Genomic DNA, 14,076 nt, shown 5'->3' with positions numbered 1-14,076 from the left:
AGTCAATCGGGGATCGGCAGGTTCAGGCTCTCCTTCACCTCTTCCATCACGATATAGCTCTTGGATTCGCGCACATGGGGCAACTTGAGCAGGATATCGCCGAGCAACTTGCGGTACGAAGCCATCTCCGAAATGCGCGCTTTCACCAGGTAGTCGAAGTCCCCTGATACCAAGTGGCACTCCAGCACATGAGGCAGTTTCAGCACGGCGCGGCGAAACTCTTCAAAGGTGTCGCCAGACTTGTAATCCAGGCTGATCTCGACAAATACCAGCAGGCTGCCTTTCAAATGCTGCGGGTTGAGCCGCGCGTTGTAGCCCATGATGATCCCTTCGCGCTCCAGGCGCCGCACCCGCTCGGTACAGGGAGTGGTGGACAGCCCGACCTTTTCCCCCAGCTCCGTGAACGAAATGCGCCCGTCGGTTTGCAGGATGCGCAGGATATTGCGGTCGATCTTGTCCAGCTCCCGCTTGGTCTGGGTGTTGGTACGCATAGGGGATACGCCTCTGTGAAAAGGGTTTTTGCCAAGAATTGTCGCCAAATATAGGCATTTATATAGTGAAATGCACTGGTGATTGTTTTTTACACTGCGCCCATCATTGCTCGAATAACACACGTCAGCGGCTAAGCCCGTGATGAGGATATAAAAATGCGCGTTCTGGTCTTGGGTAGCGGTGTCATTGGGGTGACCAGTGCCTACTATTTGGCGCGGGCCGGCTTCGATGTCGTGGTGGTCGACCGTCAGCCTGCCGCTGCCATGGAAACCAGTTTCGCCAACGCCGGCCAGGTGTCCCCTGGCTACGCCTCGCCATGGGCCGCGCCGGGTGTGCCGCTCAAGGCGATCAAGTGGTTGCTGCAGCGCCACGCGCCGCTGGCGATCAAGGCAACCGCCGATATCGATCAATACCTGTGGATGGCGCAGATGCTGCGCAACTGCACGGCCAGCCGCTATGCGGTGAACAAGGAGCGCATGGTGCGCCTGTCCGAGTACAGCCGCGACTGCCTCGACGAATTGCGTGCCGAGACCGGCATTGCCTACGAAGGCCGCAGCCTCGGTACGACCCAGCTGTTCCGCACCCAGGCCCAACTTGACGGTGCCGCCAAGGATATCGCGGTGTTGAAAGAGTCCGGCGTGCCGTTCGAATTGCTTGATCGCGCCGGTATTGCCCGCGTTGAACCGGCCCTGGCCAGCGTCACGGATATCCTCGCCGGTGCTTTGCGGCTGCCGAACGACCAGACGGGCGACTGCCAGATGTTCACCACGCGCCTGGCCGAGATGTGCAGGCAGTTGGGCGTGGAGTTCCGTTTCGAGCAGGACATCCAGCGCCTCGATTACGCCGGTGATCGCATTAACGGTGTGTGGATCGACGGCAAGCTGGAAACCGCCGACCGCTATGTACTGGCCCTCGGCAGTTACTCGCCGAAGCTGCTCAAGCCACTGGGGATCAAGGCGCCGGTCTACCCGCTCAAGGGCTACTCGCTGACCGTACCGATCACCAACCCGGCAATGGCGCCCACCTCGACCATTCTCGATGAGACCTACAAGGTCGCGATCACCCGTTTCGACAACCGCATTCGTGTCGGCGGCATGGCTGAAATAGCCGGTTTTGACCTGTCGCTGAACCCACGCCGACGTGAAACCCTGGAGATGATCGTCAACGACCTTTATCCTCAGGGCGGCGATTTGGCCCAAGCCAGTTTCTGGACCGGCTTGCGCCCGACCACGCCCGACGGCACGCCGATTGTCGGTGCCACCCCATTCAAGAACCTGTTCCTGAATACCGGTCACGGCACGCTCGGCTGGACCATGGCCTGTGGTTCCGGTCGTTTGCTGGCCGACCTGATGGCAAAGAAAACGCCGCAGATCAGCGCCGCCGGCCTCGATATTTCCCGTTATGGCAATCACCAGGAGTCCGCACAACATGTCAATCCAGCGCCAGCTCACCAATGAGCGCATGAGCCAGATCGTGGTTCACAGCGGTACCGTGTATCTGGCCGGGCAAGTCGGCGACGACCTGAGTGCCGGGATTGAACAGCAGACCCGTGAAACCCTGGTCAATATCGAGCGTTTACTGGACCTGGCCGGTACCGACAAGTCCAGGTTGCTGTCGGTGACCATCTACCTGAAGGATATCGACGCCGACTTCGCCGGCATGAACGCGGTGTGGGACAAGTGGCTGCCCAAAGGCGTCGCCCCGGCCCGTGCCACGGTTGAAGCCAAATTGTGCGAGCCGCAAATCCTGGTAGAGCTGTCCGTCGTGGCGGCGCTGCCTTAGCAACGATCCCTCTCCCGGCGCCGACGTTGTTGGTCGGCACCGGTTTTTCTTCACCTTGCTGCCTAGAAGCCTGCCGCCATGCGTCCAGCCCGTGCCCTGATCGACCTTCAAGCCCTGCGCCACAACTACCAATTGGCCCGTGAAGTCACGGGGGCCAAGGCGCTCGCCGTGATCAAGGCGGATGCCTACGGCCATGGTGCCGTGCGCGTGGCCCAGGCACTGGAAACCGAAGCCGACGGGTTTGCCGTGGCATGCATCGAGGAAGCCCTGGAACTGCGTGCCGCCGGCATTCGCGCGCCGGTGCTGTTGCTGGAAGGCTTTTTTGAGGCGGACGAGTTGCCGCTGATCATCGAACAGGATTTGTGGTGTGTGGTGCATTCGTTGTGGCAGCTTGAGGCCATCGAACAGGCCAAACTGAGCAAACCACTGACCGTGTGGCTCAAGCTGGACTCGGGCATGCACCGTGTCGGCTTGCACCCCAAGGATTATCAAGAGGCTTACCAGCGCCTGCTGGCCAGCGGCAAAGTCGCGAAGATCGTGTTGATGAGCCATTTTGCCCGCGCCGATGAGCTCGATTGCGTCAGCAGCAACGAACAAGTCACGGTATTCGAAGCAGCTCGCCAAGGCTTGGCTGCCGAAGTCAGCCTGCGTAACTCCCCATCTGTATTAGGCTGGCCAGGCGTGGCCAGCGACTGGGTACGCCCTGGCATCATGCTCTACGGCGCAACGCCATTTGGCGAAGACCAGGCCTTTGCCGCACGGTTGCAGCCGGTGATGACCCTGGAGTCCAAAATCATTTGTGTACGCGAACTGCCGGCTGGCGAACCCGTGGGCTATGGCGCCAGGTTTGTCACGCCCAAGCCGATGCGCATCGGAGTGGTTGCCATGGGCTATGCCGACGGTTACCCCCGCCACGCGCCAACCGGTACGCCGGTGCTGGTGGCGGGCCAGCGCAGCCAACTGCTGGGGCGCGTGTCCATGGACATGCTGTGTGTCGACCTCACCGACTTACCCCAAGCGGGCCTTGGCTCAACCGTGGAGTTGTGGGGCAAGAACATCCTCGCCAGTGACGTCGCCACTGCTGCCGATACCATTCCGTACCAGATTTTCTGCAACCTGCGCCGGGTGCCAAGGCTCTATTGCGGCGCTTGATGGCCGGGTACGAATGCAGCTGCCCGGGATTTAGGCCCAAGTGTTGTAAATACTGAACGCTGTCGCCATGATAACGCTCAATTACAACAAAGCCTGAATCCTAGGAGGCTCCTGCATTGGACGTCGGCGAACGACTGCAATCCATCCGTAAACTCAAAGGTCTTTCCCAGCGCGAGCTTGCCAAGCGCGCGGGCGTCACCAACAGCACCATTTCGATGATCGAGAAAAACAGCGTCAGCCCCTCGATCAGCTCCCTGCGCAAGGTGCTGGGCGGTATCCCCATGTCCATGGTCGAGTTCTTTTCCGAGGAGATCCTCCAGGAAATACCGACGCAGATCGTCTATAAAGCCAATGAGCTGATCGACATCTCTGACGGTGCCGTCACCATGAAACTGGTGGGCCGGGCGCACCCGAGCCGGGCTATTGCCTTTCTCAACGAAATTTACCCGCCAGGCGCCGACACGGGCGAAGAAATGCTCACCCATGAGGGCGAGGAGACCGGGATCCTGTTGGAAGGTCGCCTGGAATTGGTGGTCGGTCTTGAAACTTTTGTGCTCGAAGCTGGCGATAGCTACTACTTTGAAAGCACCAAGCCCCATCGTTTTCGCAACCCGTTCGATGTGCCGGCGCGACTAATCAGCGCAGCCACGCCCGCGAACTTTTAACAAAAGAGGCGCCCTGCCAGCGTTGCAGAGGCTCCCATAGCTGTATCCGTGTGGCCGTATCTCCCTTTATTTAATAGGGTTGTTTCGGCAGCCCGGGCTAACCGTTATACTTTCGCCGCCTGCGAAACCGTGGCCGCAGGCGTGAATAGCCACCATTGAGGGTGAACGCGTGAACCTAATTATGAAAATGCTGGCTGCACCAGCAACCGTACTGGCCCTATGGGCTGTCAGCGCTCAAGCTGCGACCAATGATGACATTGCCAAGCGCCTGGAGCCTGTGGGCCAGGTTTGCGTCCAGGGCCAGGAGTGCAAGGGCATGGAGGTCGCTGTGGCAGCGGGTGGTGGCGGTGGTGCGAAAACGCCGGATGAGGTGATCGCCAAGCACTGCAATGCGTGCCATGGTACCGGTCTGCTGAACGCGCCGAAGATTGGCGATACGGCCGCGTGGAAAGAGCGCGCCGATCATCAGGGCGGCCTTGATGGCATCCTGGCCAAGGCCATCACCGGTATCAACGCCATGCCCCCTAAAGGCACGTGCAATGATTGCTCGGATGACGAGCTTAAGGGCGCTATCCAGAAGATGTCAGGTTTGAAATAAGCTTAAGTTCGCCAAAAAGCCGCTTGCGAGCGGCTTTTTTGTGCTCGCGATTTGTGTTTCGACGCTGTTCATTGCAGCAAAGACCCGGCAAGCTCGGTCCAACTCCAATTCATGGAATGTTCGGGAGCAGTCCGATGGTGCAGTTGTGTTCAATCGAGCAAGCAGTTGACGACGTACTGGCGCGGTTGCCGGCGCATATCCACATGGGCATGCCGCTGGGTCTTGGCAAGCCCAATCTGTTCGCCAACGCGCTGTACCGGCGTATTGCCAAACTGCCGGAGCGGGCGCTGACGATCTACACCGCGTTGAGCCTGGGCCGCCCGACGATGGGCGATGGCTTGCAGAAGCGCTTTCTCGAACCGTTCATCGAGCGGGTGTTCGGTGACTACCCCGAGCTGGATTTCCTCGCAGACCTGCACAAGGACAGCCTGCCGCAGAATATCCAGGTCAAGCAGTTTTTCATGCAGCCCGGCAGCCTGCTCCATAGCGCCTCGGCGCAGCAGGATTACGTCAGCAGCAACTACAGCCATGCCGCCCGCGACATCAACGCCGCCGGCCTGAACCTGGTGGCGCAACTGGTTGCCAGCAGCGCCGAGCATCCTGATCGCCTGAGCCTGAGCTGCAACCCGGATATCACCCTCGACCTGCTGCCGATGATCGCCAAGCGCCGCGAAGCCGGGGAAACCATCCTCGTTGTCGGCCAGGTCCATAGCGATTTGCCGTACATGCCCGGCGACGCCGAGTTGGGCATGGACGCGTTCGACTACCTGCTCGATGAAAAAGACAGCAGCACATTGTTTTCCACGCCGAACATGCCGGTGGGCTTCCAGGATCATTTTATAGGCCTGCACGCCAGCACCCTGGTACGTGACGGCGGCACCTTGCAGATTGGCATTGGCTCCATGGGCGATGCGCTGACTGCCGCCTTGCTGGCGCGCCAGGCCGATAACGAAGCCTATCGATTGCTGCTGACGGACCTGGATGTGTATCAGTGGGCGCCGTTGATCAGCCGTGAGGGCGGTGTCGAACCTTTCGCCCGTGGTCTTTACGGTTGCAGCGAGATGTTCGTCAACGGCCTGTTGGTGCTGGCGGATGCCGGGATTGTGCGGCGCAAGGTCTACCCGGATGTGGCGACCCAGATGCAGGCCAACGCAGGCACCCTGGACGATGCGGCGCAACCCGATGGCGTGTCGATCCATGGCGGCTTCTTTCTAGGGCCGCGCAGTTTTTACCAGCGCTTACAGGAAATGACCCACGCCAAGCGCCTCGAATTCAACATGACCGGCATCAGCTATATCAACGAGCTGTACGGCCAGGAAGAACTCAAGCGGCTGCAGCGCCTGGATGCGCGATTTATCAACAGCGCGATCATGGTCACATTGCTCGGTGCCGGCGTGGCCGACCAATTGGAAGACGGTCGCGTGCTCAGCGGTGTGGGCGGGCAATACAATTTCGTTGCCCAGGGGCATGCGCTGGACGGTGCGCGTTCAATCCTGATTTTGCGCAGCTGGCGGGAGTCGGCGGGCGAGGTCAGTTCCAATATTGTCTGGGAGTACGGCCACTGCACCATTCCCCGGCACCTGCGGGATATCGTCATTACCGAGTACGGCATTGCCGACTTGCGCGGGCAGACGGATGCCAAGGTGATCGAAGCGCTGCTCAATATCACAGACTCGCGTTTCCAGGGCGACTTGATTGAGCAGGCACAAAAGGCCGGCAAGCTGCCCAAGGACTTCCAGCTGGATCCGCGCTTTGCGGACAACACGCCGGAACGCCTCCAGGCGATTCAGGCCAAGCATCGACGGTTGTTCCCGGAATACCCGTTGGGCAGTGATTTCACGGATGAGGAGCGGGACTTGTTGCGAGCGTTGAACTGGCTCAAGAGCAAATTCAAGCTGACGGAGATTCTGGAGTTGGGCAAGGCGGCACTGGATGCACCGGAGCCGCAGGCGTATCCCGAGCATCTGGTACGGATGCGTCTGGATAAGCCGGAGGGGTTTAAAGAGGATTTGTATCAACGGTTATTGCTTGCTGGGCTACAGGCGACCGCCCGCTGACAGGCAACACAAATCAAATGTGGGAGCTGGCTTGCCTGCGATGAGGGCCTGACAGTCGACATCTCTGTCGTTTGACACTCCGCTATCGCAGGCAAGCCAGCTCCCACACGTTGATTTAGTCGATGAAGGTCACGATACCACCCGCCAAGGACTTCACCCGCGCCAGCGACTCAACCCGATAACCCTGCGCATCGAGCTCCGCACGCCCACCCTGGAACGACTTCTCGATCACGATCCCCAAGCCGGCCACGGTAGCGCCGGCCTGTTTGATGATCGAAATCAGCGCCTGGGACGCTTTGCCGTTGGCCAAAAAGTCATCGATCACCAGCACGCGGTCGCTGCTGGTCAGGTGGCGTGGGGAGATCGCCACGGTGCTTTCGGTTTTCTTGGTGAAGGAATACACCGTTGCCGACAGCAGGTTTTCCGTCAGGGTCAACGACTGCTGCTTACGCGCGAAGATCACCGGTACACCCAGGTTCAGCCCGGTCATGATCGCCGGTGCAATACCTGAGGCTTCGATGGTGACGATCTTGGTGATCCCCGAATCCTTGAACAGCGCGGCGAATTCGTCGCCGATCAGTTTCATCAGTGCCGGGTCGATCTGGTGGTTCAAAAAGGCGTCGACCTTGAGAACCTGATCGGAAAGCACGATGCCTTCTTCGCGAATTTTCTTGTGCAGTGCTTCCACGGAAAGCTTCCTCTGATGGCGCAGCAGGCGCCGAAAGTAGATTGAAAAGTAGTCGATTCTAGCGCTTTAGCATTGCGCGTATATCCGCCAGGGCGGTGTTGCCGCGAACGGCCTTCACCTCGGTGGGGGTGTCGTCATTGCCTTCCCAGGCCAGGTCATCGGGCGGCAGCTCGTCAAGGAACCGGCTGGGGGCACAATCGATGATTTCGCCGTATTGCTTGCGCTTGGCGGCAAAGGTGAAGGCCAGGGTCTGACGTGCGCGGGTGATGCCCACGTAGGCCAGGCGCCGTTCTTCCTCGATGGTGTCGGCTTCGATGCTGGAGCGGTGCGGGAGGATTTCCTCTTCCATGCCCATGATGAACACGTAAGGAAACTCCAGGCCCTTGGAGGCATGCAAGGTCATCATCTGCACGCCTTCGGCACCGTCTTCTTCTTCCTGCTGGCGTTCGAGCATGTCACGCAGCACCAGCTTGCCGATGGCGTCCTCGACGGTCATTTCGCCGTCTTCGTCTTTTTCCAGGGTGTTCTTCAGCGCCTCGATCAGGAACCAGACGTTGCCCATGCGGTAATCCGCGGCTTTGTCGCTGGAGCTGTTGGTGCGCAGCCAGTTTTCATAGTCGATGTCCATGACCATGCTGCGCAGGGCGCTGATCGGGTCTTCGCCGGCGCACTGTTCGCGCACCTTGTCCATGAAGCGCTTGAAGCGTGACAGGCGATCGGTGAAGCGCGTGTCCAGATGTTCGCCCAGGCCGATTTCGTCGGTGGCGGCATACATGGAAATCTTGCGTTCGGTGGCGTAGTTGCCGAGCTTTTCCAGGGTGGTGGAGCCGATTTCCCGGCGCGGTACGTTGATCACGCGCAGGAAGGCGTTGTCGTCGTCCGGGTTCACGATCAGCCGGAAGTAGGCCATCAGGTCTTTTACTTCCTGGCGTCCGAAAAAGCTGTTGCCGCCCGACAGGCGATACGGCACCTGGTGGTGCTGCAGTTTCAGCTCGATCAGCTTGGCCTGGTAGTTGCCGCGATACAGGATCGCAAAGTCGCTGTAGGGTCGGTCAGTGCGCAGGTGCAGGCTGAGGATTTCCACGGCCACGCGTTCGGCTTCGGCGTCTTCGTTGCGGCAGCGGATCACGCGGATCTCATCGCCATGGCCCATCTCGCTCCACAGTTGTTTTTCAAACTCGTGGGGGTTGTTGGAGATCAGCACGTTGGCGCAACGCAGGATGCGGCTGGTGGAGCGATAGTTCTGCTCCAGCATCACCACTTTCAGCGACGGGTAGTCCTCCTTGAGCAGCATCAGGTTTTCCGGGCGGGCGCCGCGCCAGGCGTAGATCGACTGGTCGTCGTCGCCCACCACGGTGAACTGGTTGCGCGTACCAATCAGCAACTTCACCAGCAGGTATTGGCTGGCGTTGGTGTCCTGGTATTCGTCCACCAGCAGGTAGCGCACCTTGTTTTGCCACTTCTCCAGGATGTCCTTGTGTTCCTGGAACAGCTTGACCGGCAGCAGGATCAGGTCGTCGAAGTCCACTGCGTTGAACGCCTTGAGCGTGCGCTGGTAGTGGGTGTAGACGATGGCGGCGGTCTGCTCCTTGGGGTTGCGTGCAGCTTCCAGGGCTTCGGCGGGCAGGATCAGGTCGTTTTTCCATGAGCCGATCATGTTCTTGATTTCGTCGACGCCGTCGTCGCCTGCGTATTCCTTCTGCATGATGTCGGTCATCAGGGCCTTGACGTCGGTCTCGTCAAAGATCGAGAAGCCGGGCTTGTAGCCCAGTCGCACATGCTCCTTGCGGATGATGTTCAGGCCCAGATTGTGGAAGGTACACACCGTCAGGCCGCGGCCTTCGCCGCCCTTGAGCAGGGTGCCGACCCGCTCTTTCATTTCCCGCGCCGCCTTGTTGGTAAAGGTCATGGCGACGATGTACTGGGCGCGGATGCCGCAGTTCTGGATCAGGTGCGCGATCTTGCGGGTGATCACGCTGGTCTTGCCGGAGCCGGCGCCGGCGAGCACCAATAGAGGGCCGCCGACGTAGTTCACGGCTTCTTGCTGCCGGGGATTGAGTCGGGACATACGGAGTTTTAGGAGTCGTTGTTCAAAAGGGCGGGCATTTTAACAGGCTGGCAAGATTCTGCTGCCTTAGAACGACGGTGTGACGTACCACTCGATCTAAATTTGCCGGTTTTGCTACTTTGCCGCAGGATGTGGGGAATACTCAGACTATTTTTCACAGTCTGCGTGTTTGATAACACCTATCATCTGTCATGCATTTGTCACGCATTTATCATTGCCAGGCCGCACGTCATAATGCCATCGCTCACGAAATTTAGCAGAGTCTAGGGAGTTAGCTTGTCTACGCCTGTCGAACCCTTGCGTTTGCTGCTGCTGGCCGAAGAGCCTGCATGGGCAGCGTTGTTGCGCGAGTGCCTGGTGCCGATGGGCGAAGGGGCTGTGCTGATCAGTGCACCCAACTGGGACTCGGTGAGTCGTCTGTTCGATGACGATCAGGGCGCCGTGTTATTGACCACGCCCAGCCTGCAGCCCGGTCCTGGCCGCTGCAGCTTGCCGTGTGTATTGCTGTTGGAGCAGGAGCCGCTGGTGTCGCCGCTCGGTGTCAGCGACTGGTTGATCCTGAATGGGCTGGACCCTGAAACATTGCGCCGCTGCTTGCGCCATGTGCGCGAGCGCGGCGTTCTGGAGAACACCTTGCAGCGCTTGGCCGAGCAGGACCCGCTCACCGGTATCGCCAACCGCCAGGGCTTCCAGACACTGCTGGCGGCTCGGCTGGCGGACAACGAAGGCCGCGGCCTGGCTCTGGGCCACCTGGACCTGGACAACTTCCGTCATGCCAACGACGCCCTCGGCCACCAGGCCGGCGATCGGTTGATCCTGCAAGTGGTGTCGCGGCTCAAGAGCCAGCTCGAAGCCGGGGACCAGCTGGCGCGGCTGGGCAGCGATGAATTTGCCTTGCTGATCGACACCCGTCGCGCGCCCCAGCGTGCCGAGTGGATGGCCGAGCGCATCACCGAAGTGATGGCCGAGCCTTACTGGGTCGATGGCGAAAGCCTGTTGATCGGCTGCAGCCTGGGCGTGGCACATGCCCGCGCCCGCGCCGGCGCTGACCCGTTGATGTGGCACGCCCATATCGCCATGCAGCAGGCCAAAAGCACCCAGGGCTGCACCTTTCACATCTTCAATGAACGCATCAACCGCAACGCTCGCAGCCTGGCCGACCTGGAAAGTGAACTGCGCCGGGCTTTGCGCCGCGATGAGCTGGAGCTGCATTACCAGCCGCGCCTGGACTTGGACGACGGTCATATCGTCGGCCTCGAAGCCCTGGTGCGCTGGCGCCACGGTGAGCGCGGCTTGTTGCCACCCAGCGAATTCGTGCCGCTGGCCGAGCAGAGTGGCCTGATCGTGCCTTTGGGCTACTGGGTGATCTCCCGGGCCCTGCGCGACATGCAAGACCTGCGCGAACGCGGCCTGCCGCCGCTGCACATGGCCGTCAACCTGTCGTTTCGCCAGTTCCAGGACAGCCAATTGCTCTCCACACTCAGTCGCCTGATTGCCGAGCGTGGCGTGGAAGCGCAATGGCTGGAGTTCGAATTGACTGAAACCGCGGTGATGCGCCGCAGCGATCTGGTCAAGCAGACCATGGACGCCCTGGGCCGCCTCGGCGTGCGGTTCTCCCTGGATGACTTCGGCACCGGGTTTTCGTCATTCGTACACCTCAACAGCCTGCCGATCGCTTTGTTGAAGATCGACAAAAGTTTTGTCGGCGGCATGGAAGAGCGCGAAGAAAACCGCAAATTGGTACACGCGATGATCAACCTGGCCCACAACCTCAACCTGGAAGTGGTGGCCGAAGGTGTGGAAACACCTGAGCAGCTTGAGCTGTTGCGGTTGTTCGGTTGTGACCAGGCCCAGGGGTACCTGATCAGCAAGCCGTTGCCGTTGGCGGAACTGGTGGAGTACCTGATGTTTGGGCAAAGCCAGCAGGCACTGTTGGGCTAAGCCTTCAAAGTGGTTCAAATGTGGGAGCTGGCTTGCCTGCGATAGCGGTCGTTCAGCTAATAATGATTAGCCTGACACACCGCTATCGCAGGCAAGCCAGCTCCCACATGGACCGCGTGCACTCGCTAGTCAGGCAGTGCCGCTTGGAACCCAACAGGAGCATCCGGCTCCCGCCGAATCATCCGCTTCATCTTCGCCTCAAACGCCCAGGTCAGACTTACCGCCGCGCACGCTAGTCCCAGCGCCAAGCCCCACCACACCCCGGTGGGCCCCCAGCCTAAAGTGAACGCCATCAGCCAGGCCGAGGGCGCACCGATCAGCCAGTAGCAGCCCAATCCCACCAGAAAGGTAGTCTTGGCGTCTTTCAAGCCGCGGATGCAGCCCATGGCAATGGTCTGCACGCCGTCGAACAATTCAAACCACGCGGCGACGGCCAGCAGGCTGACGGCCAGGACGATGACGTCATGGAACGCCGGGTCGTCATGGTCGAGGAACAGCCCGATCAACGGGTCGGAAAACAGCCACAACACTACGGCAAATCCCAGCATTACCATGGCACCAAAGCCTATGCCGACCCGACCGGCCATGCGTGCCTGCAACAACTGCCCGGCGCCGTAATGCTGGCCGATGCGCATGGTCACCGCGTAGGACATCCCCGCCGGTACCATGAACGCCACCGAGACAATTTGCAGGGCAATCTGATGCGCAGCCAACTGGGTGCTGCCCATGGTGCCCATGCACAACGCCGCAAAGGCAAACAGCCCGACCTCTACCGCATAGGTGCCGCCGATCGGCAGGCCCAGGCGCCACAGCTCGCGCAGGTAGTGGGTATTCAAGCGCAGCAGTCCAGTACCCAGCGGGTAGGCGGCATAGGCGCGGTTGCTGCGGATGTACCACATCAATGCCAGCGCCATGCCGTTGGCAACAATGGCGGTCACCAGGCCAATGCCCATCAGGCCCAGCTTCGGCAGACCGAACATGCCTTCGATCAACGCGTGATTGAGCAGATAGTTGACCACGGTGCCGCACAGGCTGATCACCATCACCGGCGTCGCCTTGCCGATCGCGCTGGTAAAGCCGCGCAGCGCCATGAAAGTCAGATAGCCGGGCAGGGCGAAAGGCAGGATGGTGAGGAATTGCCCCGCCGCTTGTACGTTGGTTTCGGTCTGGCCGAACATCAGCAGCACCGGCTTCAAGTTCCATAGCAGCAGCGCCGCTGCCAGGGCCATCAACCACGCCAGCCACAGCCCGGCCTGGGTGAGGCGCGTGGCGCCGTCGATATCGCCTGCGCCGTGACGAATGGCGACCAGGGTGCCCACCGCGGCAATCACGCCGATGCAGAAGATCGCCACGAACGAATAGCTCGCCGCGCCCAGGCCGCCGCCGGCCAGGGCTTCGGGGCTCAGGCGCGCCATCATCAGGGTGTCGGTCAGCACCATCAGCATGTGCGCCAACTGTGAGGCAATCAACGGCCCCGACAGCCGCAGAATGGCCCAGAGTTCGGTACGTGCCGGATGTTGCATGATCATCACACTCAAATAGTCAGGAAATGGGGGAGAGATTGATTCTCGGCGCTTTGGGCGCGTTGCACAAAAGGATAAATGCGATCGCTCACATGATTAAAACTCATGCCTGACTGATTCTGGTAGGGTGCCGATATTGCGCCGTTGGAGCTTTCCCTATGTCTCGTCGTCTTCCTCCCTTGTATGCCCTGCGTGCATTTGAGGCCGCCTCCCGGCACAACTCCTTCACCCGCGCGGCGCAGGAACTGTCCATCACCCAAAGTGCAGTCAGCCGGCATATCCGCACCCTCGAGGAGCATTTCGCCTGCCGCCTGTTCCAGCGCAGCGGTCGCAATCTGCAGCTCACCGAAGCCGCGCGCCTGTTGCTGCCCGGCGTGCGCGAAGGCTTCGCTGCGTTGGAGCGCGCCTGTCATACCTTGAATACTGAAGATGACATTCTGCGTATGAAGGCACCGTCCACCTTGACCATGCGCTGGCTATTGGCGCGCCTGAGTCGCTTCCGCGCCTTGCAGCCAGGCAATGAGGTGCAACTGACCAGTGCGTGGATGAGCGTGGATGAAGTGGACTTCAACCAGGAACCCTTCGACTGTGCGGTGTTGTTGAGCGATGGGCGTTTTCCGGCGGACTGGGAGGCCAGTTACCTGTTCCCCGAATTGCTGATCCCCGTGGGCGCGCCGAACCTGCTGGATGATGGACCTTGGGACGCTGCCCGCCTGGCGAGTGCCGAGTTGTTGCATCCCACGCCTGATCGTCGTGACTGGCGCAGCTGGCTGGAGCGCATGGGGTTGTCGTCCCGGGTGTCTCTCAAGGGCGGGCAGGTGTTCGATACCCTTGAGTTGGGCATGATCGCGGCGGCGCGTGGCTATGGCGTGTCCATGGGCGATTTGTTGATGGTGGCCGAAGATGTCGCCCAGGGACGCCTGAGCCTGCCGTGGCCCAGGGCAGTCGCCAGTGGGGAAAGTTACTACCTGGTGTGGCCGAAAACCCGCCCCGGGGGGGAACGCTTGCGACGGCTGGCGGAGTTTCTTCAAGGTGAAGTCAAAGCGATGGAGTTGCCCCAGGTTGAACGTCTCGATTGAGTAGGGGCCGGCGGTTGATGCAATCGTTTGC

The 14,076-nt window shown here is 60.3% G+C and carries 12 protein-coding genes; 8 read left to right on the top strand and 4 right to left on the bottom strand.

The window, feature by feature from the left end; translation table 11 throughout:
- Positions 1–2: 2 nt before the first annotated feature.
- Positions 3–491 (bottom strand): Lrp/AsnC ligand binding domain-containing protein, encoded by a 489-nt coding sequence (locus PSEBG33_RS00795; protein WP_003176896.1) that lies wholly within the window; start codon positions 489–491, stop codon positions 3–5.
- A 156-nt stretch (positions 492–647) separates the two neighbouring features.
- On the opposite strand from PSEBG33_RS00795, the gene dadA reads away from it, so the two are divergent.
- The 6 genes from dadA (at position 648) to PSEBG33_RS00825 (ending at position 6,746) form a co-directional block, all read left to right on the top strand.
- Entirely contained in the window at positions 648–1,949 is a 1,302-nt protein-coding gene (gene dadA, locus PSEBG33_RS00800; protein WP_005792471.1) for a D-amino acid dehydrogenase, read from the top strand.
- Positions 1,921–2,274, top strand: a complete 354-nt coding sequence (locus PSEBG33_RS00805) for a RidA family protein (RefSeq protein ID WP_005792470.1) — start codon at positions 1,921–1,923, stop codon at positions 2,272–2,274. Before dadA ends, PSEBG33_RS00805 begins: the two co-directional genes overlap by 29 nt.
- A gap of 78 nt (positions 2,275–2,352) precedes the next feature.
- Entirely contained in the window at positions 2,353–3,426 is a 1,074-nt protein-coding gene (gene alr / locus PSEBG33_RS00810; protein WP_005792469.1) for an alanine racemase, read from the top strand.
- Positions 3,427–3,542: 116 nt separating this feature from the next.
- Complete coding sequence (locus tag PSEBG33_RS00815; protein ID WP_005792468.1) at positions 3,543–4,091, top strand: cupin domain-containing protein; 549 nt, start codon at positions 3,543–3,545, stop codon at positions 4,089–4,091.
- A gap of 181 nt (positions 4,092–4,272) precedes the next feature.
- Positions 4,273–4,689: a c-type cytochrome gene (locus PSEBG33_RS00820; protein ID WP_005792467.1), complete on the top strand. Its 417-nt coding sequence runs from the start codon at positions 4,273–4,275 to the stop codon at positions 4,687–4,689.
- Between the two features lie 134 nt (positions 4,690–4,823).
- Positions 4,824–6,746: an acetyl-CoA hydrolase/transferase C-terminal domain-containing protein gene (locus tag PSEBG33_RS00825; protein WP_005792466.1), complete on the top strand. Its 1,923-nt coding sequence runs from the start codon at positions 4,824–4,826 to the stop codon at positions 6,744–6,746.
- Positions 6,747–6,861: 115 nt separating this feature from the next.
- Here the strand turns inward: PSEBG33_RS00825 and PSEBG33_RS00830 are convergent, their stop codons facing one another.
- Both PSEBG33_RS00830 and rep read right to left on the bottom strand, forming a co-directional pair.
- Positions 6,862–7,434 carry a xanthine phosphoribosyltransferase gene (locus tag PSEBG33_RS00830; protein WP_005792465.1) on the bottom strand — a complete coding sequence of 191 codons (573 nt, stop codon included), beginning with the start codon at positions 7,432–7,434 and terminating at the stop codon, positions 6,862–6,864.
- A gap of 58 nt (positions 7,435–7,492) precedes the next feature.
- Positions 7,493–9,502, bottom strand: coding sequence for a DNA helicase Rep (gene rep / locus PSEBG33_RS00835; RefSeq protein WP_005792464.1), 2,010 nt, complete (start codon positions 9,500–9,502; stop codon positions 7,493–7,495).
- A 276-nt stretch (positions 9,503–9,778) separates the two neighbouring features.
- Here rep and PSEBG33_RS00840 point away from each other — a divergent pair, with 276 nt between their 5' ends.
- Positions 9,779–11,443 carry a putative bifunctional diguanylate cyclase/phosphodiesterase gene (locus PSEBG33_RS00840; protein ID WP_005792463.1) on the top strand — a complete coding sequence of 555 codons (1,665 nt, stop codon included), beginning with the start codon at positions 9,779–9,781 and terminating at the stop codon, positions 11,441–11,443.
- Positions 11,444–11,568: 125 nt separating this feature from the next.
- Here PSEBG33_RS00840 and PSEBG33_RS00845 read toward each other — a convergent pair whose 3' ends face one another.
- Complete coding sequence (locus tag PSEBG33_RS00845) at positions 11,569–12,972, bottom strand: NorM family multidrug efflux MATE transporter (protein ID WP_005792462.1); 1,404 nt, start codon at positions 12,970–12,972, stop codon at positions 11,569–11,571.
- A gap of 152 nt (positions 12,973–13,124) precedes the next feature.
- On the opposite strand from PSEBG33_RS00845, the gene PSEBG33_RS00850 reads away from it, so the two are divergent.
- Positions 13,125–14,045 (top strand): LysR substrate-binding domain-containing protein, encoded by a 921-nt coding sequence (locus PSEBG33_RS00850; protein ID WP_005792461.1) that lies wholly within the window; start codon positions 13,125–13,127, stop codon positions 14,043–14,045.
- The last annotated feature ends 31 nt before the right edge of the window (positions 14,046–14,076 follow it).

Origin of the sequence: Pseudomonas synxantha BG33R (genome assembly GCF_000263715.2) — a bacterium.
Lineage (GTDB): Bacteria > Pseudomonadota > Gammaproteobacteria > Pseudomonadales > Pseudomonadaceae > Aquipseudomonas > Aquipseudomonas synxantha_A.
Note: the sequence above shows the minus strand (reverse complement) of the source record. Positions and strands in the feature narration are given on the sequence as shown.

Excerpts from the sequence above, each read along its gene's own strand:
- rep (WP_005792464.1), bottom strand. The coding sequence starts at position 9,502 with ATGTCCCGACTCAATCCCCGGCAGCAAGAAGCCGTGAACTACGTCGGC.
- PSEBG33_RS00805 (WP_005792470.1), top strand. The coding sequence starts at position 1,921 with ATGTCAATCCAGCGCCAGCTCACCAATGAGCGCATGAGCCAGATCGTG.
- PSEBG33_RS00825 (WP_005792466.1), top strand. The coding sequence starts at position 4,824 with ATGGTGCAGTTGTGTTCAATCGAGCAAGCAGTTGACGACGTACTGGCG.
- dadA (WP_005792471.1), top strand. The coding sequence starts at position 648 with ATGCGCGTTCTGGTCTTGGGTAGCGGTGTCATTGGGGTGACCAGTGCC.
- PSEBG33_RS00820 (WP_005792467.1), top strand. The coding sequence starts at position 4,273 with ATGAAAATGCTGGCTGCACCAGCAACCGTACTGGCCCTATGGGCTGTC.
- PSEBG33_RS00850 (WP_005792461.1), top strand. The coding sequence starts at position 13,125 with ATGTCTCGTCGTCTTCCTCCCTTGTATGCCCTGCGTGCATTTGAGGCC.
- alr (WP_005792469.1), top strand. The coding sequence starts at position 2,353 with ATGCGTCCAGCCCGTGCCCTGATCGACCTTCAAGCCCTGCGCCACAAC.
- PSEBG33_RS00845 (WP_005792462.1), bottom strand. The coding sequence starts at position 12,972 with ATGATCATGCAACATCCGGCACGTACCGAACTCTGGGCCATTCTGCGG.
- PSEBG33_RS00795 (WP_003176896.1), bottom strand. The coding sequence starts at position 491 with ATGCGTACCAACACCCAGACCAAGCGGGAGCTGGACAAGATCGACCGC.